Origin of the sequence: Rhabdonatronobacter sediminivivens, from assembly GCF_013415485.1 — a bacterium.
Taxonomy (GTDB): Bacteria; Pseudomonadota; Alphaproteobacteria; order Rhodobacterales; family Rhodobacteraceae; genus Rhabdonatronobacter; species Rhabdonatronobacter sediminivivens.
On sequence record NZ_JACBXS010000015.1, the window covers coordinates 12,267 to 32,581 of the forward strand.

Annotated in this window: 16 protein-coding genes; 8 read left to right on the forward strand and 8 right to left on the reverse strand. The window is 66.2% G+C overall.

Annotated features, from left to right (window positions below; translation table 11 throughout):
* Positions 1–109: 109 nt before the first annotated feature.
* Together glmU and glmS are read left to right on the forward strand one after the other, a co-directional pair.
* The gene (gene glmU / locus HUK65_RS08910) at positions 110–1,453 is read left to right on the forward strand and encodes a bifunctional UDP-N-acetylglucosamine diphosphorylase/glucosamine-1-phosphate N-acetyltransferase GlmU (RefSeq protein WP_179905817.1); all 1,344 of its coding nucleotides are present in this window, start codon (positions 110–112) and stop codon (positions 1,451–1,453) included.
* On the forward strand, positions 1,454–3,274 hold the full coding sequence (gene glmS / locus HUK65_RS08915) for a glutamine--fructose-6-phosphate transaminase (isomerizing) (RefSeq protein ID WP_179905818.1): 1,821 nt from the start codon (positions 1,454–1,456) through the stop codon (positions 3,272–3,274). It abuts the gene before it with no gap.
* Between the two features lie 218 nt (positions 3,275–3,492).
* Here the strand turns inward: glmS and ctrA are convergent, their stop codons facing one another.
* On the reverse strand, positions 3,493–4,209 hold the full coding sequence (gene ctrA, locus HUK65_RS08920; protein WP_179905819.1) for a response regulator transcription factor CtrA: 717 nt from the start codon (positions 4,207–4,209) through the stop codon (positions 3,493–3,495).
* 94 nt (positions 4,210–4,303) lie between these two features.
* On the reverse strand, positions 4,304–4,582 hold the full coding sequence (sciP, locus tag HUK65_RS08925; protein WP_179905820.1) for a CtrA inhibitor SciP: 279 nt from the start codon (positions 4,580–4,582) through the stop codon (positions 4,304–4,306).
* Positions 4,583–4,733: 151 nt separating this feature from the next.
* Here sciP and mnmA point away from each other — a divergent pair, with 151 nt between their 5' ends.
* The 3 genes from mnmA (at position 4,734) to rsmA (ending at position 7,798) form a co-directional block, all read left to right on the forward strand.
* Positions 4,734–5,876, forward strand: a complete 1,143-nt coding sequence (mnmA, locus tag HUK65_RS08930; protein WP_179905821.1) for a tRNA 2-thiouridine(34) synthase MnmA — start codon at positions 4,734–4,736, stop codon at positions 5,874–5,876.
* A gap of 78 nt (positions 5,877–5,954) precedes the next feature.
* The gene (gene pdxA, locus HUK65_RS08935; RefSeq protein ID WP_179905822.1) at positions 5,955–6,935 is read left to right on the forward strand and encodes a 4-hydroxythreonine-4-phosphate dehydrogenase PdxA; all 981 of its coding nucleotides are present in this window, start codon (positions 5,955–5,957) and stop codon (positions 6,933–6,935) included.
* The gene (rsmA, locus tag HUK65_RS08940) at positions 6,932–7,798 is read left to right on the forward strand and encodes a 16S rRNA (adenine(1518)-N(6)/adenine(1519)-N(6))-dimethyltransferase RsmA (RefSeq protein ID WP_179905823.1); all 867 of its coding nucleotides are present in this window, start codon (positions 6,932–6,934) and stop codon (positions 7,796–7,798) included. The genes pdxA and rsmA overlap by 4 nt, the downstream gene beginning before the upstream one ends.
* Positions 7,799–7,846: 48 nt before the next feature.
* On the opposite strand, the gene HUK65_RS08945 is transcribed toward rsmA, so the two are convergent.
* Genes HUK65_RS08945 through HUK65_RS08960 form a run of 4 tightly spaced genes read right to left on the reverse strand, consistent with a single transcriptional unit; the run spans position 7,847 to position 13,813 of the window.
* The gene (locus HUK65_RS08945) at positions 7,847–9,058 is read right to left on the reverse strand and encodes an efflux RND transporter periplasmic adaptor subunit (RefSeq protein WP_179905824.1); all 1,212 of its coding nucleotides are present in this window, start codon (positions 9,056–9,058) and stop codon (positions 7,847–7,849) included.
* 9 nt (positions 9,059–9,067) lie between these two features.
* Complete coding sequence (locus tag HUK65_RS08950) at positions 9,068–11,431, reverse strand: ABC transporter permease (protein ID WP_179905825.1); 2,364 nt, start codon at positions 11,429–11,431, stop codon at positions 9,068–9,070.
* On the reverse strand, positions 11,428–12,153 hold the full coding sequence (locus HUK65_RS08955) for an ABC transporter ATP-binding protein (protein ID WP_179905826.1): 726 nt from the start codon (positions 12,151–12,153) through the stop codon (positions 11,428–11,430). Before HUK65_RS08955 ends, HUK65_RS08950 begins: the two co-directional genes overlap by 4 nt.
* A gap of 58 nt (positions 12,154–12,211) precedes the next feature.
* The gene (locus HUK65_RS08960) at positions 12,212–13,813 is read right to left on the reverse strand and encodes a Na/Pi cotransporter family protein (protein ID WP_179905827.1); all 1,602 of its coding nucleotides are present in this window, start codon (positions 13,811–13,813) and stop codon (positions 12,212–12,214) included.
* A 170-nt stretch (positions 13,814–13,983) separates the two neighbouring features.
* On the opposite strand from HUK65_RS08960, the gene HUK65_RS08965 reads away from it, so the two are divergent.
* Positions 13,984–14,973: a DMT family transporter gene (locus HUK65_RS08965; protein ID WP_179905828.1), complete on the forward strand. Its 990-nt coding sequence runs from the start codon at positions 13,984–13,986 to the stop codon at positions 14,971–14,973.
* 163 nt (positions 14,974–15,136) lie between these two features.
* Here the strand turns inward: HUK65_RS08965 and HUK65_RS08970 are convergent, their stop codons facing one another.
* Positions 15,137–16,321, reverse strand: coding sequence for a trans-sulfuration enzyme family protein (locus HUK65_RS08970; protein ID WP_179905829.1), 1,185 nt, complete (start codon positions 16,319–16,321; stop codon positions 15,137–15,139).
* A gap of 186 nt (positions 16,322–16,507) precedes the next feature.
* Between HUK65_RS08970 and HUK65_RS08975 the strand changes: the two genes are divergently transcribed.
* Complete coding sequence (locus tag HUK65_RS08975) at positions 16,508–18,151, forward strand: alpha/beta hydrolase (RefSeq protein ID WP_179905830.1); 1,644 nt, start codon at positions 16,508–16,510, stop codon at positions 18,149–18,151.
* Positions 18,152–18,178: 27 nt separating this feature from the next.
* Here the strand turns inward: HUK65_RS08975 and HUK65_RS08980 are convergent, their stop codons facing one another.
* Positions 18,179–18,781, reverse strand: coding sequence for a riboflavin synthase (locus tag HUK65_RS08980; RefSeq protein ID WP_179905831.1), 603 nt, complete (start codon positions 18,779–18,781; stop codon positions 18,179–18,181).
* A gap of 194 nt (positions 18,782–18,975) precedes the next feature.
* Between HUK65_RS08980 and HUK65_RS08985 the strand changes: the two genes are divergently transcribed.
* Positions 18,976–20,274 carry a capsule biosynthesis protein gene (locus HUK65_RS08985; RefSeq protein WP_407692426.1) on the forward strand — a complete coding sequence of 433 codons (1,299 nt, stop codon included), beginning with the start codon at positions 18,976–18,978 and terminating at the stop codon, positions 20,272–20,274.
* The last annotated feature ends 41 nt before the right edge of the window (positions 20,275–20,315 follow it).

Below are 20,315 nucleotides of genomic sequence, written 5' to 3' on the forward strand. Positions count from 1 at the left end.
GCGGCATTCCGCAGGTGTTGCACCCTGTCACCAAGCGTGACCAAGCCGGTCGTTGCATCCCCGCACGGGGCGGGTAAAACAGGGCAAAACAACATCGGGGCATTTGGGCATGGCGGTTTCACTGGTCATTTTGGCGGCCGGGCAGGGCACACGGATGAATTCGGACCTGCCAAAGGTGCTGCATCCGCTGGGCGGTGTGCCGCTGGTGGTGCATGCGCTGACGGCCGGGGCGGCGCTGGAGCCGGAGCGGATCGTGGTAGTGACCGGTCATGGCGCCGATCAGGTGCAGGCGGCTGTCGCAGCACATGCCCCCGATGCCGTGTCGGTGCGCCAGGAAGAACAGCTTGGCACCGGGCATGCCGTGGCGCAGGCGCGCGCTGCGCTGGACGGGGCGGCGGGCGATGTGGTGGTGCTCTATGGGGACACCCCATTCCTGACCCCGGATACGCTGGCGCGGCTGCGCGCCGCGCGCACGCACCATGATGTGGTGGTGCTGGGGTTCGAGGCGGCAGACCCCGGCCGCTACGGGCGGCTGGTCATGGATGGCGAAGCCCTGGACCGGATCGTTGAGTTCAAGGATGCCACCGACAACGAGCGCGCGATCACGCTGTGCAACAGCGGGGTGATCTGCGCCAATGGTGCGGTGGTGTTCAACCTGCTGAAGAGCGTCGGCAACGACAATGCGTCGGGCGAATACTACCTGACCGATATCATTGCCATTGCCCGGGCGCGGGGATTGCGCGCCGGTGTGGTGCGTTGCGACGAATCCGAAACACTGGGCATCAACACCCGCGCCGAACTCTCCCGGGCCGAGGCCGCCTTTCAGGCCCGCGCCCGGGCTGCCGCGCTGGAAGATGGCGTGACCCTGGTCGCCCCCGACACGGTGCATTTCGCCTTTGACACGGTTCTGGGCCGTGATGCGGTGGTCGAACCCAATGTCGTCTTTGGCCCCGGGGTGACGGTGGAATCCGGCGCCACCATCCGCGCCTTTTCGCATCTGGAAGGCTGCCACGTCAGCCGCGGCGCCGTGGTCGGCCCCTACGCCCGGCTGCGCCCCGGCACCGAGCTGGCCGAAGATGTCCGCATCGGCAATTTTGTCGAGGTGAAGAACGCCGTGATGGACCCGGGCGCCAAGGCCAATCATCTGGCCTATGTGGGCGATGCGCATGTGGGTGCCGGGGCCAACCTGGGCGCGGGGACCATCACCTGCAACTATGACGGGGTCAGCAAGCACCGCACCGAGATCGGCGCCGGGGCGTTCATCGGGTCCGACACCATGCTGGTGGCGCCGGTGCGGGTGGGCGCGCGGGCGGTCACGGGCTCGGGCTCGGTCATCACCGAGGACGTGCCCGATGAGGCGCTGGCGCTGGGCCGGGCGGCGCAGGTGACACGGCCGGGACTGGGCGCAAGGCTGATGGCGCGGCTGCGTGCCGCACGAAAGGGGCAGGCATAAATGTGTGGTATTGTTGGCGTTCTGGGCACGCATGAGGTTTCACCCCAGATCCTGGATGCGCTGAAACGGCTGGAATACCGCGGCTATGACAGCGCGGGCATTGCCACCCTGAACGGCGGAAATCTGGAACGGCGCCGGGCGGTGGGCAAGCTGGTGAACCTGTCGGATCTGCTGGTGCATGAGCCGCTGCCGGGTAAGGCCGGGATCGGGCATACCCGCTGGGCCACCCATGGCGCGCCGACGGTGGCCAATGCGCATCCGCACGCCGCCGGACCGGTTGCGGTGGTTCATAACGGCATCATCGAGAACCATCGCAGCCTGCGCGAAGAACTGACCGCCGCCGGGGTGCGGTTCGCCAGCGAAACCGACACGGAAACCATCGTGCAACTGACCGCGCAGCACCTGGCCCAGGGGCTGGACCCGGTTGAAGCCGCCCGCGCCACGCTGGCCCGGCTGGAAGGGGCCTTTGCCCTGGCCTTCCTGTTTCAGGATCAGGAAGACCTGCTGATCGGCGCGCGGCGCGGCTCACCCCTGGCCGTGGGCCATGGCGAGGGCGAGGTCTATCTGGGCTCGGACGCCATCGCGCTGGCGCCCATGACCGACCGCATCACCTATCTTGAAGAGGGTGACATGGCCGTGCTGCAGCGCGGCGCGGTCACGGTTTATGATGCGGACAACCGGCGGGCCAACCGCGCCGTCACGCATATCCGGCTGGACAACCTGCGGGTGGACAAGGCCGGGCACCGCCATTTCATGGCCAAGGAGATCGCCGAACAGCCATCGGTTCTGCGCGGCGCGCTGGAGTTCTACAGCGGCCCCGGAGATGAGGCGCCCTGCCTGCCCGAAGGGGTCGATTTCGCGGCGGCCGGGCGTGTGGTGCTGGTGGCCTGCGGGACGGCCTATTATGCCGCGCAGGTGGCGAAATACTGGTTCGAACAGATCGCCGGAATTGCGGTGGAATGTGATATTGCGTCAGAGTTTCGCTATCGCAATCCGGTGCTGGGCCCGCGGGATGTGGCCATCTTCATCAGCCAGTCGGGGGAGACCGCCGATACGCTGGCCGCGCTGCGCCACGTGCAGGGCCGGGTGGGGCAGGTGCTGAGCGTGGTGAACGTGCCCACCTCGACCATCGCGCGGGAAAGCGATGTGGCGCTGCCGATCCATGCGGGGCCGGAAATCGGCGTGGCTTCGACCAAGGCCTTCACCGCGCAGCTTCTGGTGCTGGCGCTGCTGGCGCTGCGGGCCGGGCGCGATACGGGGCGGCTTGATGCTGACACGCTGGCCGCGCACCTGCGCGATCTGGCCGCGCTGCCGGGCTTCATGGCGCAGGCGCTGGACCGGGGCGAGGCGCTGCGCGACATTGCCGCCGAACTGGGCGAGGCGCGGGACGTGCTGTTCCTGGGCCGCGGCCCGATGTATCCTCTGGCGCTGGAGGGCGCGCTGAAGCTGAAGGAAATCAGTTACATCCATGCCGAAGGTCACGCCTCGGGCGAATTGAAGCACGGGCCCATCGCCTTGATTGACCAGCATGTGCCGGTTGTGGTCATGGCTCCGCGCGATGCGCTGTTCGACAAGACCATGTCCAATGTCGCCGAGGTCATGGCCCGCCAGGGGCAGGTGATCCTGCTTTCCGACCGCGCAGGACTGGCCGAGGCTGGCCCCGGCATCGCCCACGGTCTGGCCATGCCCGCCGTGCCTGACTTGCTGGCGCCCATCGTCTATGCGGTGCCTGCGCAGTTGCTCGCCTATCACGCGGCGGTCTATCGCGGCACGGATGTGGACCAGCCGCGCAATCTGGCAAAGTCGGTAACCGTGGAATAGCGCATCGCCCTGGATTGGCGGACGGTAGGTGGCATGCGACCATGTGTCGGCCGCATGTCAGCAATCGGCCAGCCAGCGCGCAGCGGTCAATGGGGGCGGTGGTGCGACTGCGGTCGCGCCTGACTGTTCTGGTCCTGCACAGAACTCCGGAAACAGGGCCTCCACCGGAAGGTCAAGCCCCCTCGGGGCGCCAGACAGCGCCCTTTTCTTACAGGGGATCAGGCCCGCATCGCCGCGGATTGCAGTACCCCGGCATCCGCCGCCGGGTCGCGCAGCACATAGCCGCGGCCCCACACGGTTTCGATGTAGTTTTCCCCACCCGTCGCCGTGGACAGCTTCTTGCGCAGCTTGCAGATGAAGACATCGATGATCTTCAACTCGGGCTCGTCCATGCCGCCATAGAGATGGTTCAGGAACATCTCCTTGGTCAGAGTGGTGCCCTTGCGCAGGCTCAGAAGCTCCAGCATCTGGTATTCCTTGCCGGTCAGATGCACGGACTTGCCATCCACCTCGACCGTCTTGGCATCCAGATTGACCGAGACCTTGCCGGTGCGAATCACCGATTGCGCATGGCCCTGGCTGCGGCGGATGATGGCATGGATGCGCGCCACCAGCTCCTCGCGGTGGAAGGGTTTGGTCAGGTAGTCATCTGCCCCGCTGCCGAATCCCCGCAGTTTCAGTTCGGTATTGTCCTCACCGGTCAGAATCAGGATGGGCGTATCGATTCGCGCCAGACGAATCTGGCGCAGAACGTCCAGCCCCGTCATATCCGGCAGATTCAGGTCCAGAAGGATGAGGTCGTAGTCGTATAGCTTGCCAAGCTCGATCGCCTCTTCGCCCATATCGGTACAGTAAACATTGAAATTGGCGTGGGTGAGCATGAGTTCAATGCTGCGCGCCGTAGTGGGATCGTCTTCAACAAGCAGGATGCGCATAAATGTTTCTCCGGGTGGGATGAGCAGATACTCATTAATTCGCGCGTAAAGGTTAACCTCCCGTTACTGTCGCATATTATCCGCAAAGATCAACTCAAGGTTGCCGGAACCGTTGCAGTTGCGTTACCTTCAATGCCTCGGCCCCATGTTCGGCAGCAGCCTGGCACCAGCAATCGAATTCCTCATCGGACAGGGCATAGAGCTCCAACGCCTCCTCACGTTCGATCAGGCCGGCCGCAACAGCCTGGACCACCGTGATCTTGCGGCTTGCCACCCATCGGCGGGTGTCTGGCGGGGGCAGATCGGCCCGTGTCAGTATCGAACCATCGGGCAGCGTGACCGCCCGCGGACCATTGACGCGCTTGAGGTACATCGGAGTTCCCTTTCCTGCTTTATGGCAAGCAGGTTCGGCATTCAGGCTTAAGGATGAATTTATGAGCACCCGGCAACGGGGTTGATAGTGCATTGCATTTTCTTATATCTCGCCGGAATACCCGCACCGACCTCTCGCCACAGGCCCGTTCATGCCCAAGGATGCTGCACTCAATTCGCTGGGCTTTGCCAAGCCCCCCGCCGACACCCGTGTTGTGGTGGCCATGTCCGGTGGCGTGGACAGTTCGGCAGTTGCGGCCGAGCTGGCCTCCGAAGGCTATGACGTGGTTGGAATCACGCTTCAGCTCTATGACCACGGCGCGGCGCTGGCGAAAAAGGGCGCCTGTTGTGCGGGGCGCGATATCCATGACGCGCGGCGCGTGGCCGAGGCCATGGGCTTCCCGCATTATGTGCTGGATTATGAGAATACCTTTCGGGAATCCGTCATCGATGAGTTCGCCGACGCCTATCTGGCTGGCGCCACGCCTGTGCCCTGCATACGCTGCAACGAACGGGTGAAATTCCGCGATCTGCTGGAAACGGCGCGTGATCTGGATGCCGATTGCATGGCGACCGGCCATTATATCCGCCGCTTTGACGGGCCTGCGGGGCCGGAGCTGCACCGGGCCGCCGACCCGGTGCGTGATCAAAGCTATTTCCTGTTCTCCACCACGCCCGAGCAGCTGGCCTATCTGCGGTTCCCCCTGGGCGGGCTGGAAACCAAGGCCGAAACCCGTGCGCTGGCGGCCAAACACGGGCTGATGGTGGCCGACAAGCCGGACAGTCAGGACATCTGCTTTGTCCCCGATGGCAACTACGCCAAGGTGATCGAAAAGCTGCGCCCCGGCGCGGCGGACCCGGGCGAGATCGTGGATATGGAGGGCCGCGTGCTGGGTCAGCATCGCGGCGTGATCCATTACACCATCGGCCAGCGGCGGGGGCTGGGGATCGGCGGGCTGGCCGATCCGCTGTATGTCGTGCGGCTGGACCCTGAGGCACGGCGCGTCATCGTCGGCCCGAAATCGGCGCTGGCCACGCGCACGGTGCCGGTGCGCGAGATCAACTGGCTGGGCGACGCGCCCTTCACTTCGCGGCCGGAATGGCACCTGTCGGTCAAGCTGCGCTCCACCCGCCCCCCGGCCGAGGCCGTCATCCGCCCGCTGAGCGAGACCGAGGCCGAGGTTGACCTTCTGTCCCCGGAAGAAGGCGTAAGCGCCGGGCAGGCCTGTGTCTTTTACGCGCCCGAGGGCACCCGCGTCTTTGGCGGCGGCTGGATCTGGAAGGGGCGCGGCTGAGCGCGCCACCGGATTCGCTCTTTTCCCGCCCGGGCCCGGCGGTTACGGTTCCGAAACGGCGAAAAAGGGCTATGGGTGATGGCGGATCTACCCCCATTGGTGATGACATGCGGCGATCCCGCCGGGATCGGCCCGGAAACCGCCGTGGCCGCGCGCCGTTGCCTGGGCGCCGCGCTGCCCTTTGTCTGGATCGGCGACCCGGCGCATCTGCCCCCCGGCACCCATTGGCAGGCGGTGGATCAGGCGTCCGAGGCAGGGGCGCTCTCGGCCTCGGTCCTGCCGGTGTTGCCGCACCCGTTCCCGGCGCCCGCAACCCCCGGCACCCCGGACCCGGCCAATGCCGCCGCGGTGGTCGCGGTGATCGAGCGGGCGGTGGGGTTGGTGCAGGGGGGCGCGGCCTCGGGCGTTGTGACATGTCCGATCAACAAGGCGGCGCTGATCGGCGGGGCCGATTTCGGTTTTCCCGGCCACACCGAATATCTGGCCCATCTGGCGGGGGTGGACAGGGTGGTGATGATGCTCGCCTGCGAACAGTTGCGCGTGGTGCCGGTCACCATTCACATGGCCCTGCGCGACGTCCCCGAGGCTCTGACGCCCGGGCTGCTGGAGCAGACGCTGCGCATCACCCATGCCGCGCTGATTTCGGATTTCGGGGTCGCGCAGCCGCGCATCGCCGTGGCCGGGCTGAACCCCCATGCAGGCGAAGATGGCGCCATGGGGGATGAGGAAACGCGCATCATCACCCCCGTTCTGGACCATCTGCGGGCCGAAGGGCTGGACCTGCGCGGCCCGCTTCCCGCCGACACCATGTTCCACCCGGCGGCCCGCGCGCGCTATGACGCTGCCGTCTGCATGTATCATGACCAGGCGCTGATTCCGATCAAGACGGTGGATTTCTCGGGCGGCGTCAATGTGACCCTGGGGCTGCCATTCGTGCGCACGTCGCCCGATCATGGCACGGCCTACGACATCGCCGGGCAAGGGGTGGCGGATCCGACCTCGCTCATTGCGGCGCTTGGCATGGCGCAGGACATGGCGGTGCGGCGCGCGCGCCCATGATCGACAGCTTGCCCCCCCTGCGCGAGGTCATCCGCGCCCATGACCTGCGCGCCAAAAAGAGCTTTGGCCAGAACTTCCTGCTGGACCTGAACCTGACGGCCCGGATCGCGCGGGCGGCGGGTGATCTGCGCGGCGCCGATGTGTTCGAGGTCGGCCCCGGCCCCGGTGGCCTGACGCGCGGGCTGCTGGCCGAAGGCGCGCGCCATGTGCTGGCAGTGGAAAAGGACGCGCGCTGCCTGCCTGCGCTGGCCGAAATTGCCGCCGCCTGTCCCGGGCGGCTGAGGGTGATCGAAGGCGACGCGCTGGCGCTGGACCCGCTGACGCATCTGACCCCGCCGATCAAGGTTGTGGCGAATCTGCCCTATAACGTGGGCACGGAACTGCTGATCCGCTGGATGACCCCGCCGCAATGGCCGCCCTTCTGGCAAAGCCTGACGCTGATGTTCCAGCGCGAGGTGGCCGAGCGGATCGTGGCACGCCCAGGCTCCAAGGCTTACGGACGTCTGGCGCTGATGGTGCAATGGCGGGCCGAGGCGCGGATCGTCCTGACCCTCCCGCCCGAGGCCTTCACCCCGGCGCCCAAGGTCAGCTCGGCCGTGGTGCATATCACCGCGTTGGAGGCGCCGCGCTATCCGGCGAATGCGCAGGTGCTGGAACGGGTTGTGGCTGCGGCCTTCAACCAGCGCCGCAAGATGCTTCGCGCGGCGCTCAAGGGGCTGGCGCCGGGGATCGAAGGGCATCTGGAAGCCGTGGGCATTCCGCCCACCGCCCGGGCCGAAGAGATCGGGCTTGAAGCCTTCTGCGCGCTGGCCCGGCGGCTGGAAGGGGTGCAGGGGCAGGGCGGGCGAATTCAAGAGCCCTGACAACGCCTTGCGCCAGAAAGTTCATGCGGCCCCTGATGGCGCTTTTGCTCAATCATCACCCCGGTCGCGCAGGGCCGCGCCGTCATCTACTCGCGTGCCGGGGAAGGTCACCACCGTTGCGCCATTCTCGATCCCCGAAAGCACCTCGGCCATCTCGCCCTGCCGCTGGCCGATCTGCAGCGGGGTCAGGCGGGCGGTGCCGTTTTCGACCCGGAACGCGGCCCAGCCGCCGTCATGGCGAAACAGCGCGCTTTGCGGGATCTGCAGCACATCATCGCCATCCCAGATCACCACGCGGACAAAGACCCGGAAGCGCTCGCCCAGGCCCGCACGTTCCGCGGCGGGCGTGTCGAAATCCAGGATCACGCGCACGCGCTGTTCCTCGATCCCCAGGGCCGAGACCTTGGTGAAGGCCGCCGGGTCCACGCGGCGCACATGGGCGTCCAGCACGGTATCGCCGCCCCAGCGTTCGATATAGGCCCGCGCCCCGGGGCGCACGCGCACCGCATCGGTGGACAGCAGGTCCAGTTCGATCTCCAGCGCGTCCAGATCGCCTATGGTCAGCAGGGGCGCCCCGGCCTGCACCAGACGTGCGGACATGTTCTCAACTTCCAGAACCGTGCCGCTGGTGGGGGCCGAGATCTGGACGCAGCATTCGCCGGGGTCACGCTCGGGGTCGATCATTTCGGGGGTGACAAGCTGCGCCTCGGCGCGGGCAAGGGTGGCGCGCTGCAGGTCCCGCTGGGATTGCGCGGCCTCCAGCGCGGTGCGGGCGGTGCGCGCGGCGGTCTGGGCGTCCTCCAGCACGCGCTGCGGGATGATCCCGCGGACGGCCAGTTCGCGGTTGCGCGCCAGCGTGGCCTCGGCATGTTCCAGATCGGCCTGCGCGCGTTCCAGGTTGAACTCGGCCACCCGCAGGGCGGCCTCGGCCTCGGTCACGGCGGCTTCGGCTTGCAGGCGAGAGCGCGCGTCCAGCAGCGCGGGCGTGGCCGGGCGCATCACGGCGACCAGGGTTTCGCCCCGGAGCACGCGGTCGCCGACCTCGACCGGAGAGCGCATGGTGGTGCCGGTGATCGGCGCGGTGACCAGATAGGGGTCACGGGTGCGGGTGACGCCATCGGCCGCGACCGTCACCTCCATGGGGCCGCGGCTGACCTGCGCCATGTCCACGGCCACCGGGTCCGGGGTCAGCGCCCACCACAAGGCACCCGCCACGGCAACCACCCCGATCCCGCCTGCCAGCTTGCCCCAGATACGCATGTAACCCTCCTATTCCCGTGCCTTGAGCGCCAGGGCCAGATCCACCCGGTCCAGCCGCCTGCGCACCAGAAGGACCGAAACCAGCGCGGCCAGAAAGACCGCAATTGCTGCCAGCGCATAGGTGCGCCGCGAAATCGCAAAGGGAATATACACCATGTCGGTGGACAGCGCCTCGGTCATGCCTTCGGCAAACCACGTGCCCAGCACCCAGCCCAGCGGGATGGCCAGCACGGTCAGCAGCATCATCTCACCCACCAGCACATAGCCGACTTCACGCCGTGAGAAGCCCAGAACCCGCAGGCTGGCAAGTTCGTAGGAACGTTCGGACAACTGGATGCGCGCGGCGTTGTAGACCACACCGATGGCGATCAGCACCCCGATGATGGTGTAGATCGTCACCATCATCAGAAGGTTCTCGGACACGTTGTCATCGAACTGTCGGCGGACCTCGGCCCAGTCGGACAGCCCGGCCAGCGCGGGGGTGCGCTTGACCTCGGCATAAAGCGCATCCATCTGCGCCGGGTCGGCCAGCAGATGGATATGGGTCACCCGCGGGGCCATGCGCATGGCCTCGAACAGGGCGGGGGCGGCGATATGCGCCTCCTGTCCCAGCCCTTGCTGGATGACGGCGACCAGCGGCAGGTCCAGCACCTCACGCGGGGGGGACATGAGTTCGACGGCGATCATGTCGCCGGGGCGCGCCTCCAGCGTCCTTGCCAGCATTTCCGGCAGCACCAGCCCCTGCGGCGGCAGCTCCACGGGGCGGCTGTCGTCATCCACCAGCCGGTGCAGGGTGGCGCCGGGGTAATGGCCCTGCAGCGCGCTCAGGCGGTCCCGGTGGCCATGGATCAGGCGCACCGGCACCGCATAGCCGCCTTCGGCCTGCATGACGCCGGGCAGGGTCAGCGCATCGGTGACGGCGATCTCGGGGGCCGAGTCGCCCAGCGTCAGGGTCAGATGCTGGCGGTTGGACTGGGTAAAGACGCTGTCGGTCATCACCTCCAGCGCGTCGAACAGGAAATATGACGCGACCAGCACCCCCACCGACGCCGAGACCCCGAAAAGCGTGATCGCCGCACGCCCGGGCCAGCGGATGATCGAGCGCAGGATCATCATGCTGGTCTGGCGCAGCGCCAGCCAGGAAATAAAGCGGTCGGCGCGGCCGCGGCTGAACCGTGGCGGGGCAGGGGGGGACATGGCCTCGGCCGGGTTCAGCCGGACCGAGGACCAGACCGCGCGCGCGCCCCCCAGAAGGGCGGTGGCCAGCCCCAGCACCGCCGCCAGCGCCATCGGCCCGGTGCCGGTATCGCGGACCAGAAAGGGGAAGCCGAAGAACTCCTGATAGATGAACAGCATCCCATCGGTCAGCCACCAGCCGACGATGCTGCCCAGCACCACCCCCGCAACCCCGATCAGCCCGGCCAGTTTCAGGTAATGCGTGGCGATTTCGCCGGTGGTGTAGCCCACGGCCTTCATCAGGCCGATCTGCGTGCGCTCCAGCGCGATCAGCCGCGTCAGCACCATGTTGACCAGAAACGCCGCCACCAGCAGGAAGATCGGCGGCATGTAGGTGGCCAGCGCACCCAGTTGCTGCAACTCGCCATCCAGAAAGGCATGCGAGGGGTGGCGGTCACGCCCATAGGCGCCGGTGCCGCCATAGCGCGCGGTGAACTGATCCACGGCGCTGCGCACCGCGCGCGCATCCGCGCCGCGTGACAGGCGCAGCGTGATTTCATTCACCGCGCCGGACATGTTCTGCGCGCTGGCGGCGGCAGTTTCGTTCATCCAGACGATCCCGAAGCGGCGGTCATCCGGCATCAGCGCCCCGGGGCCGACGGTATAGATGAATTCAGGCGAGAGCGCCCAGCCCGCCACCACCAGTTCGCGCAACTGCCCGCCCAGGATGCCGTGAAAGCGGCTTCCCGGCTCCAGCCCGTTGCTGCGCCCGAAGGGTTCGTTGATCAGCACCTCATCAGGGTTGTCCGGGTCCGGCATCCGCCCGCGGCGCAACAGCGGGCGGTTGAGCATCCCCGCCACATCGCGCGGCAGCGACACCACACGCCCCATGGCCGGTTCCGCCATGTCCTCGACATCCAGCACCGCGTAGAAACCGATGCGTCCTTCGGCCTGGGCCACACCATCAATGGCGGCGAGTTCGCCCGCGACGGCGCCGGGGGCGCGGCTGACCGGGGCAAAGACATCGGCAAACAGATGCCGGTCATAATAGGCGGTCTTGGTGGCCATCAGGGTGCGCTGGGTGGCCTGGGCCGCCACCAGCAGCATGATCCCGCAGCCCAGCACCAGCGCAATGGCCAGGGTCTGCGCCCAGATGCGGCGCAGATCGCGCAGCAGCTTGCGGTCCAGCACCTTCACCAGGACACCTGCGCCGGGGCGATCTTTTCGGTGTTCACCTCATCCCGGATCACGCGGCCATCGGCCAGCACCACCACCCGGTCGGCAATGCGCTGGATATCGGCGTTATGGGTGATCAGCACCGTGGCCGTGCCCATGTCCGCATTCACCTGCGCCAGGGCTTCAAGCACCTGCACCCCGGTCTTGCTGTCCAGCGCGCCGGTGGGTTCATCGCACAAGAGAACCTCGGGGCGTTTGGCGATGGCGCGGGCGATGGCAACGCGCTGCTGTTCGCCGCCCGAAAGCTCGGCCGGGAAATGGTCCATCCGGTTGGGCAGGCCCGCGCGCTCCAGCGCTTCCTCGGGGGTCATGGGGTTGCGGGCAATTTCGGTCACCAGGGCCACGTTTTCGCGCGCAGTCAGGCTGGGCACCAGATTGTAGAACTGGAACACAAAGCCCACATGGTCACGGCGAAAGGCCGTGAGCTGGCGGTCGCTGGCCCGTGTCAAGTCCCGGTCACGGAAGAAGACGCGCCCTTCGGTCGGGGTGTCCAGCGCGCCCAGGATGTTCATCAGTGTTGACTTGCCGGAGCCCGAGGCCCCCAGCAGCACCACCATCTCGCCCTCGGACAGGGTCATGTCCACACCGCGCAGAGCATGCACGGCCACCGCACCGGTGCGGTAGACCTTGGTCACCCCCTCGGCGCGGAATACCGGGCCGGAACTGTCGGGCTTGCTGCGCATGGGTTTCCCCTATGCCAGGATCGGCGAAACTGTATTTGATCTGGCTCAAACCAACCGGTCAAGCCACATCAGGCGCGGGGTTACGATCGGCCCTTGCCTCACCGGGGCCTACGGTGGCCGAGGGGCTGGCCAGTGCCGTGTAATGCAGGATCCGTTCGGCATGGGCCGAAAACCGCCGCAACCATCGCAGGCTGTCGGTCAGCGCGAAGAGCCGCGCCGGGGGCAGGCCAGAGCGCATGATCTCGCGCCGCAGCCGCTGTTCGCGCGTGGCCAGCCTGCGGTTGAGCTGCTCCAGCCGCGGGTGCACGTCTTCACCGGCGACATGGCGCGCCAGCACAGCGCCCAGATAGCGCGCAAAGCGGCGCAGTTTGGGGTCCGACATGGCCGAAGTCATGCGGTTCTGCTGCCCGGCGCGATAGAGCAGGCGGGTCAGATGGTCCTGCATGTGCAGCAGGGCCTCGTTGCGCTCCAGATCGGGGTCGCGGTCAGGCGGCAGGGAAATCTGCGCCTGGAAATCATGCATCTCTTCCAGCGCGGCGCTGCAGTCGGCAATGACCGCGGGCAGGTGCTGCGGGCTGGCACCCGGGCGCATGGCCTGGGCAAGGGCAGAAAAGAGATGCCGTTCAACGGCTTGCGCGGTGTTGTTCAGCGCGTCCAGCGCTGCCGGAGGTTCAAGGAGCACCTGCTTGTCCAGCGCCGCGGTCATGGGGCGCGGGCCTTCGGGGATCAGCCGTTCGATCATGGCGGCAAAGGGGCCGACCAGCGGCAGCATGACCATGGTGCCGATCACGTTGAACCCGGTGTGAAACACCACCAGCGCGACCTGCGCCGCCTCGCGCGAGGCGCCGGCGCCCATGATACCGGCCACCACATCGATAAAGGCCAGCGCAAGCACACCGCTGATCACATGATACAGGATATTGGCAACCGCGGTCCGCCGCACGGCAATCGACCCGCCGATCGCGGCCAGAAGCGGGGTGAACGTGGTGCCGATATGCATGCCGATCACCAATGCCGCCGCCTGGTGAAAGCTGACCGAACCGGTGGCCAGCAGCACCAGCGTTGCCGCCACCCCGGCGCTGGAGGATTGCGTGACCACAGTCACCACCACCCCCAGCATCAGCAATTGCAGCCGTCCCGCCAGGGTCGGGGCAGGGAAGCTGTCCGGCGTCAGGCGATCCTCATAGGCGGCCATTCCGTCCTGCATCAGATCGATGCCCAGAAACACCAGGCACAGCCCCGCGACCGCCATGGCCACCCGCGCCGTCTGCCCGCTGCTGAGCACCCGTAGCAACGCCGCGCCGAACAGCAGCGGCAGCGCCGCCGCCGCCAGCGGCAGCCGGAACCCCAGGAACAGAACCATCCAGCCGGTGATGGTGGTGCCCACGCTGGCGCCGAATATGATGCCCACCGCCTGGTGAAAGCTCAGCATCCCGGCGCCGACAAAGCCCACCGTTGTCACCATGGTCGCCGTTGAGGATTGCACCGCCGCCGTGGTCGCAGCCCCGGTCACTGCGGCCGAAAAGGGGGTGCGCGCGAACCCCGAAATCACGCTGCGCGACCGGTCCGAGGCCAGTTGGCGCAGGGAATCTGTCATCGTCTGCATCCCGAACAGGAACAGCCCGATACCCCCAAGCAGCGCAAAAAGATCAGTCGTCATGCTGCTGTCATATACAGCGCTTTCGCGCTTGCCCAGTGGCTTGCAGCCATATTCCGATGCCGTGGCCTTGAACGGTGCCAGACAGCCGTGTTAGCGCTAATGTCAATGCCAGGTCTTCTGGCAACGTCAGAAATGCCAGGTCTTCCGGCAACACCAAATCGGTCTCCGCCATGACACCGTTCTTATACACGACTCGCGGTCCCTTGCTGGCCTTGCTGGCGTTCGCGCTGTTTTCCGGCCATGACGCGGTGATCAAGACGCTGGGCGGGTCCTACGCGCCCATTCAGACCGTGTTCTTCAGTGTGCTGCTGGGGCTGCCGCTGGCCATGGTGATGCTGATGCGCGACCGCACCGACGGCACGTTGCTGCCACGGCACCCGGGTTGGACCGCGGTGCGCACGGCGGCGTCGGTGGTAACAGGGGTGTCAGTCTTCTACGCGTTTTCCGTGCTGCCACTGACACAGGTCTATGCAATCCTGTTTGCCGCGCCACTGCTGATCACCGTGCTGGCGGTTCCGATCCTGGGCGAACGGGTCGGGCTGCACCGTGCGGGTGCCGTGCTGGTGGGGCTGATCGGCGTGCTGATCGTGCTGCGCCCGGGCGGGGGCGATGGCATGAGCCTGGGCCATGGCGCCGCATTGCTGGGCGCCGTGGGCAGCGCGCTGGCGGCGATCATCGTGCGCCGTATCGGCACCGAGGAACGCAATGTCGTGCTGCTACTATATCCGATGATGGCCAATCTGGTGATCATGGGCGCAGCCTTGCCCTTTGTCTATCAGCCCATGCCGTTGGGCGACTTTGCCGCTGTCGCGGCCATAGCCGGGTTGGCCTTTGTGGCCAGCCTGTGCGTGATCGCGGCCTACAAGGCCTCCGAGGCGGCACTGATCGCGCCCATGCAGTATTCGCAGATCCTGTGGGCGACGCTGCTGGGCTGGCTGTTCTTTGACGAATTGCCTGATGGCGCCACCGTGCTGGGGGCCGGGGTGATCATCGCCAGCGGCATCTATATCCTGACGCGCGAGGGGCGGGCCAATGTCTCGGCCAACCGTCCGGTCCTGCAGACGCGCCTGCGCCCGGATACCGGCACCATGCCGCGCGCCAGTTCCATGGAACAGATCGGCAGCGACGATCACAGCCCCGACGCATCGCACGAGCGCTGACAGCCAGCGCCTTCGCGCCGGGCAGGCCGGATCGCGGCCGGTATCACCGGATATCAGTGGATCAAGAAATCCCATAATCAGTATTATGTTATATAACTGGTTATAACCGAACGGGGCTGCTCGGCGGCATTGTCATTGTTTTCAATTCATTACCGCCGGTGTTTCACGCCCTGCCTGCGTTACTGATTGCCGCTTCGAACTCGGCCTTCAGGGTTTCGATATCCTCGATCCCAACCGAAACGCGAAAGAACCCTTCGGTTATGCCAAGTGCGGCGCGGGCCTCGGGCGTCAGGCCGCGATGCGAAGATGACGCCGGATGCGACAGCGTGGTGTTCACATCGCCCAGCGTCGGCGCAAAGGCGATGTCCGGCGCGGCGCGGGTCAACGCGTTGGCTTGCGCGCGCCCGCCGTCAAGCTCGAAGCTGACCATATGCCCGCCCCGATCGCCGAGGATGCAGCGCGCCCGGTTGTGATCCGGGTGATCCGGGCGCAACGGATAGAGCACACGGCGTATGCCGGGCAACCCGGCCAGATGGTCCGCCAGAGCGCGGGCATTGGCCTCCGCCCGGTCATAGCGCAACGGGAACGTCAGCAGGCCACGCTCGGCCAGCCAGCAGTCAAAGGGGCTGGCGGTCATGCCGGTGGTGACCGCGAAATCGGTGATGGCGCGCTGCACATCCGGGTCAGTTGCGGCGATATAGCCCAGCGTGGCATCCGAATGCCCGGCCAGGATCTTGGTGACGGAATGGATCACGATATCGGCGCCCAGATCGATGGCCCGGCAGCCGCGCGGCGTGGTGAATGTGTTGTCCACAGCCAGCAGGATGCCACGTTCGCGGGCCGCGGCGGCGATGGCCTGCATGTCGGCCACACGCAGTGTCGGGTTGGACACAACCTCCAGCAGGATCATCCGGGTTTCGGGGCGGATCGCGGCGATGAATCGCTCGGCATCGGTGGGATCTGACAGCGACGTGGCGATGCCCAGCCGTGGCAGGTCCTGCCCCATCAACCGCAACGACCGGCCATAAAGCTGATCGCCGCCAATCACATGGTCGCCGGTCCTCAGAACGCCCATCAACGCCGCCGTCACCGCCGCCATGCCGGATCCGGTCATGATCCCGTCCGACACGCCTTCCAGAGCATCGATGCGCCGGGCCAGGACGGTCGCATTGGGGTGGCCTTCGCGCGCATAGGTATATCCGTGCAGCCGCCCTTCATACTGCGCGTCGAGCGTATCCGGGTCCGGCGAGGCATAGACGACCGAGGGCTGGATCGCCGTTCCCACGGGCCGCGAGGCGCTTTCGGGCCACAGGTTCAGGCGGCGGGTCGGATCGGTCAAGTCGGTCATCGGAGGCTCCGGTCTGTGATGCGGCTGTGTGCCACGGCGCAGGTTGTTGCGCAAGTGCGTGATCGGCTGTCGCATGACCTGCGGAACCAATTGAAACCGCCTGAATTATCTATCAGAACAGGCTGTGCGCCGGTCCCTTGTCGGGGGCTTGGACGTCAGGCCTCTATCTGGTTGAATGAAGCGCACATGGAACCGCCCTTCTCGCATCAATCGCTGTTTGCGCCGCTGGCGCCGCTGGCGCTGGTCGCTGCGGCAGCGGCCTTCACGGCCTCGCTGACGCCGTCGCTGATCCCGCGTGAGGGGGTGACACAGGGCATTCTGGCGGGGATCGCCTTTCTGGCGGTCTATGGGGCGGGTGTGGCGCTGGTGGGAGTCTGGCGCTGGCTGGGGCTGCCGCGCTGGCGTCCGGCCTGGTTGTCGTGGCTGGCCTGGGCGGTGGCGGCGGGCACCGTCATCTTTGGCCTGGCCCGGGTGACAGGCTGGCAGAATGCCGTGCATGCCGTTTCAGGGATGGAGCCGGTGGAAAGCGCCCGTCCGTTTACCATCGCTGCCGTTGCAACGCTGATTGTTGTGCCGGGGTTGATACTGGGACGGATGGCGCGGATGCTGGTGGTGGCGGCTGCCAATGGCATGGCGCGGTATCTGCCGGACCGGGTTGCGTTGCTGGGCGCGCTTCTGATCACTGCCACGCTGTTCTGGACATTGGGCAACGGGGTTCTGGCAGGCGCGATCCTGCGGTCGCTGGATCGCGCAGCCTTGCAGGTCAACACCCTGATAAACCCGGAAATTGACCGCCCCACCGATCCGGCGAAAACTGGCGGTCCCGGGTCATTCCTGGTGTGGGAGGAACTCAGCGCCCCGGGGCGCGCGCGCATCGCCGCTTTCCCCGATGCCGGGCAGATCGCCGAGGTCACGGGCCAGCCCGGGCGGGACCCGGCGCGGGTCTATGTGGGCCTTGCCTCGGCCGAAACGCCCGAGGAGCGCGCGGAACTGGCCTTGGCCGAGCTGATCCGCACGGATGCCTTCTCGCGCGAGATCCTGGTCATCGCCACGCCCACGGGGCGCGGCTGGATCGACCCCGGAAGCCTGTCGTCGCTGGAATTCCTGTGGCGCGGGGACGTAGCTTCGGTCAGCGTGCAATATTCTTATCTTCCCAGTTGGTTGTCGCTGCTTCTTGAACCTGAATATGGGGTCGAGACCGCGCGCGAAACCTTTCACCGCGTCTATGAACACTGGCGCGAACTTCCGCCCGAGGATCGCCCGCGCCTGTATCTGCATGGCCTCAGCCTGGGCTCGTTCAACTCCGAATTGTCCGCCGATGTCTGGGATATCCTGCCCGAGCCTTATGACGGTGCCTTCTGGGCCGGGCCGACCTTTACCAATCCGCTGTGGCAGCAGTTCACTGCCCGGCGCACCCCTGACAGCCCCGCCTGGCGTCCGGTGGTTCAGGACGGCTCGCTCGTGCGGTTTGCCACGCAGCAGGGCATTCCTGACCACGGCGATGCACCCTGGGGTCCGCTGCGTATCCTCTATCTGCAATACCCTTCTGATGCGATTACGTTTTTCGAGCCCGAGACGCTCTGGCGCAGGCCGGCATGGCTCAGCCCGCGGGCGCCGGATGTTTCGCCGGCGTTTCGCTGGTTGCCGGTGGTCACCTTTCTGCAGCTTTTCACGGATCTGACCGGATCCTTCCGCACGCCGATTGGCGTCGGTCATGCCTATGCGGGTGAGCATTATCTGGACAGCTGGCTTGCACTGACCGAGCCGGAAGGCTGGGATGAACCCACGCTGGAGCGTGTTCGCACCTGGTTCCGGGCGCGGGGGCTCTGACCCCCCTGCCCCTTTATCTCTTCCAGATCAACGGCTTGCGCTGTTTTCCCAATCCCGCAGCCGCGCCACGTAACGCGCCAGCGTGTCGATCTCCAGATTGACCAGATCGCCCTGCGCCGTATCACCCCATGTGGTGACCGTCTTGGTGTGCGGGATCAGGTTCACGCCGAACTCGGTGCCGTCAACCTCGTTCACGGTCAGGGATGTCCCATTGAGCGCCACCGACCCCTTGGGCGCGATGAAGGCGGCAAGCTCTGCCGGTGCGCGGAACCGGAACCGGGTGCTGGCCCCTTCATCGCGCAGCTCCAGAACTTCGGCCACGCCATCCACATGGCCCGAGACGATATGGCCGCCCAGTTCATCGCCGACCCGCAACGCGCGCTCCAGGTTCACACGCTTGCCGACGGTCCAGCCGCCCAGGTTGGTCTTGGCGACCGTTTCTGCCGAGACCTGCACCTCATACCAGTCCGGGCCAAGCGCCACCACGGTCAGGCAGACCCCGTCCGACGCGATCGAGGCGCCAATGTCGATGCCGCCGGTATCATAGCGGGTTGCGATCCGCGCGCGCAGGTCGCCCTCGTGCTGCAACTGCGTGACGGTGCCGATATCGGTGATGATGCCTGTGAACATGCGCGTGCTCCTGTTTCGATTGCGCAGGTATAGCCTTGGACCGGGGGGAGCAAGAGCGCCCTGCCCGCGCCTTGCTGCATTGCGCCATATTATTGACGCATTCTCTTGGAATTTTAACGAAATCCAAGGCACCATGACGTTCCAACCCTTTCGGGGCCAGTGCCCGATGTGCGGAGTACCGATTTGACATGACCATGGGTTTGACGGGCGACAACCGGCGGTTCCTGTTCCTGCAGGGGCCGCATGGGCCGTTTTTCGGACGACTGGGCCGGATGGTCCAGGCCTCTGGCGCGACGGTCTGGCGCGTGGGCTTCAACCGCGGGGATCAGGCGTTCTGGCCGGACCGGGACAGCTACATTCCCTATCGCGGCGCACCGGAAGATTGGCCTGACACACTGTGCAAGCTCCTGGATGAAAAGGAAATTACGGATATCGTCCTCTATGGCGATGTTCGTCCCATCCACGCGCGCGCGGTGGACGCGGCACGCGCGCGCAATGTCACCGTGCATGTCTTTGAAGAGGGCTACATGCGCCCCTATTGGGTGACCTATGAGCGCGGCGGCTCCAACGGAAACTCGCGCCTGATGGGGCTTTCGGTGGATCAGATGCGCGCGGCGCTGCAGGGTTGCGATATCGACCAGCCCGACCCGCCCGCACATTGGGGCGACATGCGCGAACATATCTTCTACGGGGCGCTGTATCATGCCTTCGTGCTGCTGCTGAATCACGGCTACCGGCAGTTCAGACCGCATCGTGCCCTGACCGTGGCGCAGGAATTCCGTCACTATATCAAGCGGTTGTGGGCCATGCCTCTGACGTCGATCGAGCGGCGCGTGGCGCAGTGGCGTATCCGCAATGCAGGCTTTCCCTATCATGTGGTGCTGCTGCAACTGGCCCATGATTCCAGTTTCACCGCCCACAGCAGCTTTCGCAGCATGGAGGAATTTCTGGAGGTCTGCATCCGCGGCTTTGCCGAAGGCGCCCCGCACCATCACCACATCGTCTTCAAGGCCCATCCGCTGGAGGACGGGCGCGAGCCGATCCGCCGCATCCTGCGCCGTCTGGCCCGGGACTATGGTCTGGAAGCGCGGGTGCATTACCTGCGCGGCGGCAAGCTGGCCAGCCTGCTGGACCATGCCCGCAGCGCGGTGACGGTCAATTCCACCGCCGCGCAACAGGTGCTCTGGCGCGGAATGCCGCTGAAGGTCTTTGGCAATGCGGTCTATGGCAAGCCCGAGTTCGTCTCTGACCAGCCGCTGGCCGAATTCTTTGCCGCCCCGCGCCGTCCCGATGCGCGGGCGTATCGGGACTATCGGCATTTTCTGCTGGAAACCTCGCAGGTTGCGGGCGGTTTTTATTCCTTTCGCGGGCGGCGGATGTTGCTGCGCCAGGTGGTGGATATGATGCTGGCCCCCGATGATCCTTATGAGGCGCTGGAGCGCGGAAGCGCGGCGCCAAGGCAACAGTTGCGGCTTGTCCGCCCAGGCGGCTGACAATCAACGCTTGGAGAACACGGCGATTTTCGCTACGTTGC

Coding starts and splice junctions, on each gene's coding strand:
- glmU (WP_179905817.1), top strand. CDS start 110: ATGGCGGTTTCACTGGTCATTTTGGCGGCCGGGCAGGGCACACGGATG.
- glmS (WP_179905818.1), top strand. CDS start 1,454: ATGTGTGGTATTGTTGGCGTTCTGGGCACGCATGAGGTTTCACCCCAG.
- ctrA (WP_179905819.1), bottom strand. CDS start 4,209: ATGCGCATCCTGCTTGTTGAAGACGATCCCACTACGGCGCGCAGCATT.
- sciP (WP_179905820.1), bottom strand. CDS start 4,582: ATGTACCTCAAGCGCGTCAATGGTCCGCGGGCGGTCACGCTGCCCGAT.
- mnmA (WP_179905821.1), top strand. CDS start 4,734: ATGCCCAAGGATGCTGCACTCAATTCGCTGGGCTTTGCCAAGCCCCCC.
- pdxA (WP_179905822.1), top strand. CDS start 5,955: ATGGCGGATCTACCCCCATTGGTGATGACATGCGGCGATCCCGCCGGG.
- rsmA (WP_179905823.1), top strand. CDS start 6,932: ATGATCGACAGCTTGCCCCCCCTGCGCGAGGTCATCCGCGCCCATGAC.
- HUK65_RS08945 (WP_179905824.1), bottom strand. CDS start 9,058: ATGCGTATCTGGGGCAAGCTGGCAGGCGGGATCGGGGTGGTTGCCGTG.
- HUK65_RS08955 (WP_179905826.1), bottom strand. CDS start 12,153: ATGCGCAGCAAGCCCGACAGTTCCGGCCCGGTATTCCGCGCCGAGGGG.
- HUK65_RS08960 (WP_179905827.1), bottom strand. CDS start 13,813: ATGACGACTGATCTTTTTGCGCTGCTTGGGGGTATCGGGCTGTTCCTG.
- HUK65_RS08965 (WP_179905828.1), top strand. CDS start 13,984: ATGACACCGTTCTTATACACGACTCGCGGTCCCTTGCTGGCCTTGCTG.
- HUK65_RS08970 (WP_179905829.1), bottom strand. CDS start 16,321: ATGACCGACTTGACCGATCCGACCCGCCGCCTGAACCTGTGGCCCGAA.
- HUK65_RS08975 (WP_179905830.1), top strand. CDS start 16,508: ATGGAACCGCCCTTCTCGCATCAATCGCTGTTTGCGCCGCTGGCGCCG.
- HUK65_RS08980 (WP_179905831.1), bottom strand. CDS start 18,781: ATGTTCACAGGCATCATCACCGATATCGGCACCGTCACGCAGTTGCAG.
- HUK65_RS08985 (WP_407692426.1), top strand. CDS start 18,976: ATGGGTTTGACGGGCGACAACCGGCGGTTCCTGTTCCTGCAGGGGCCG.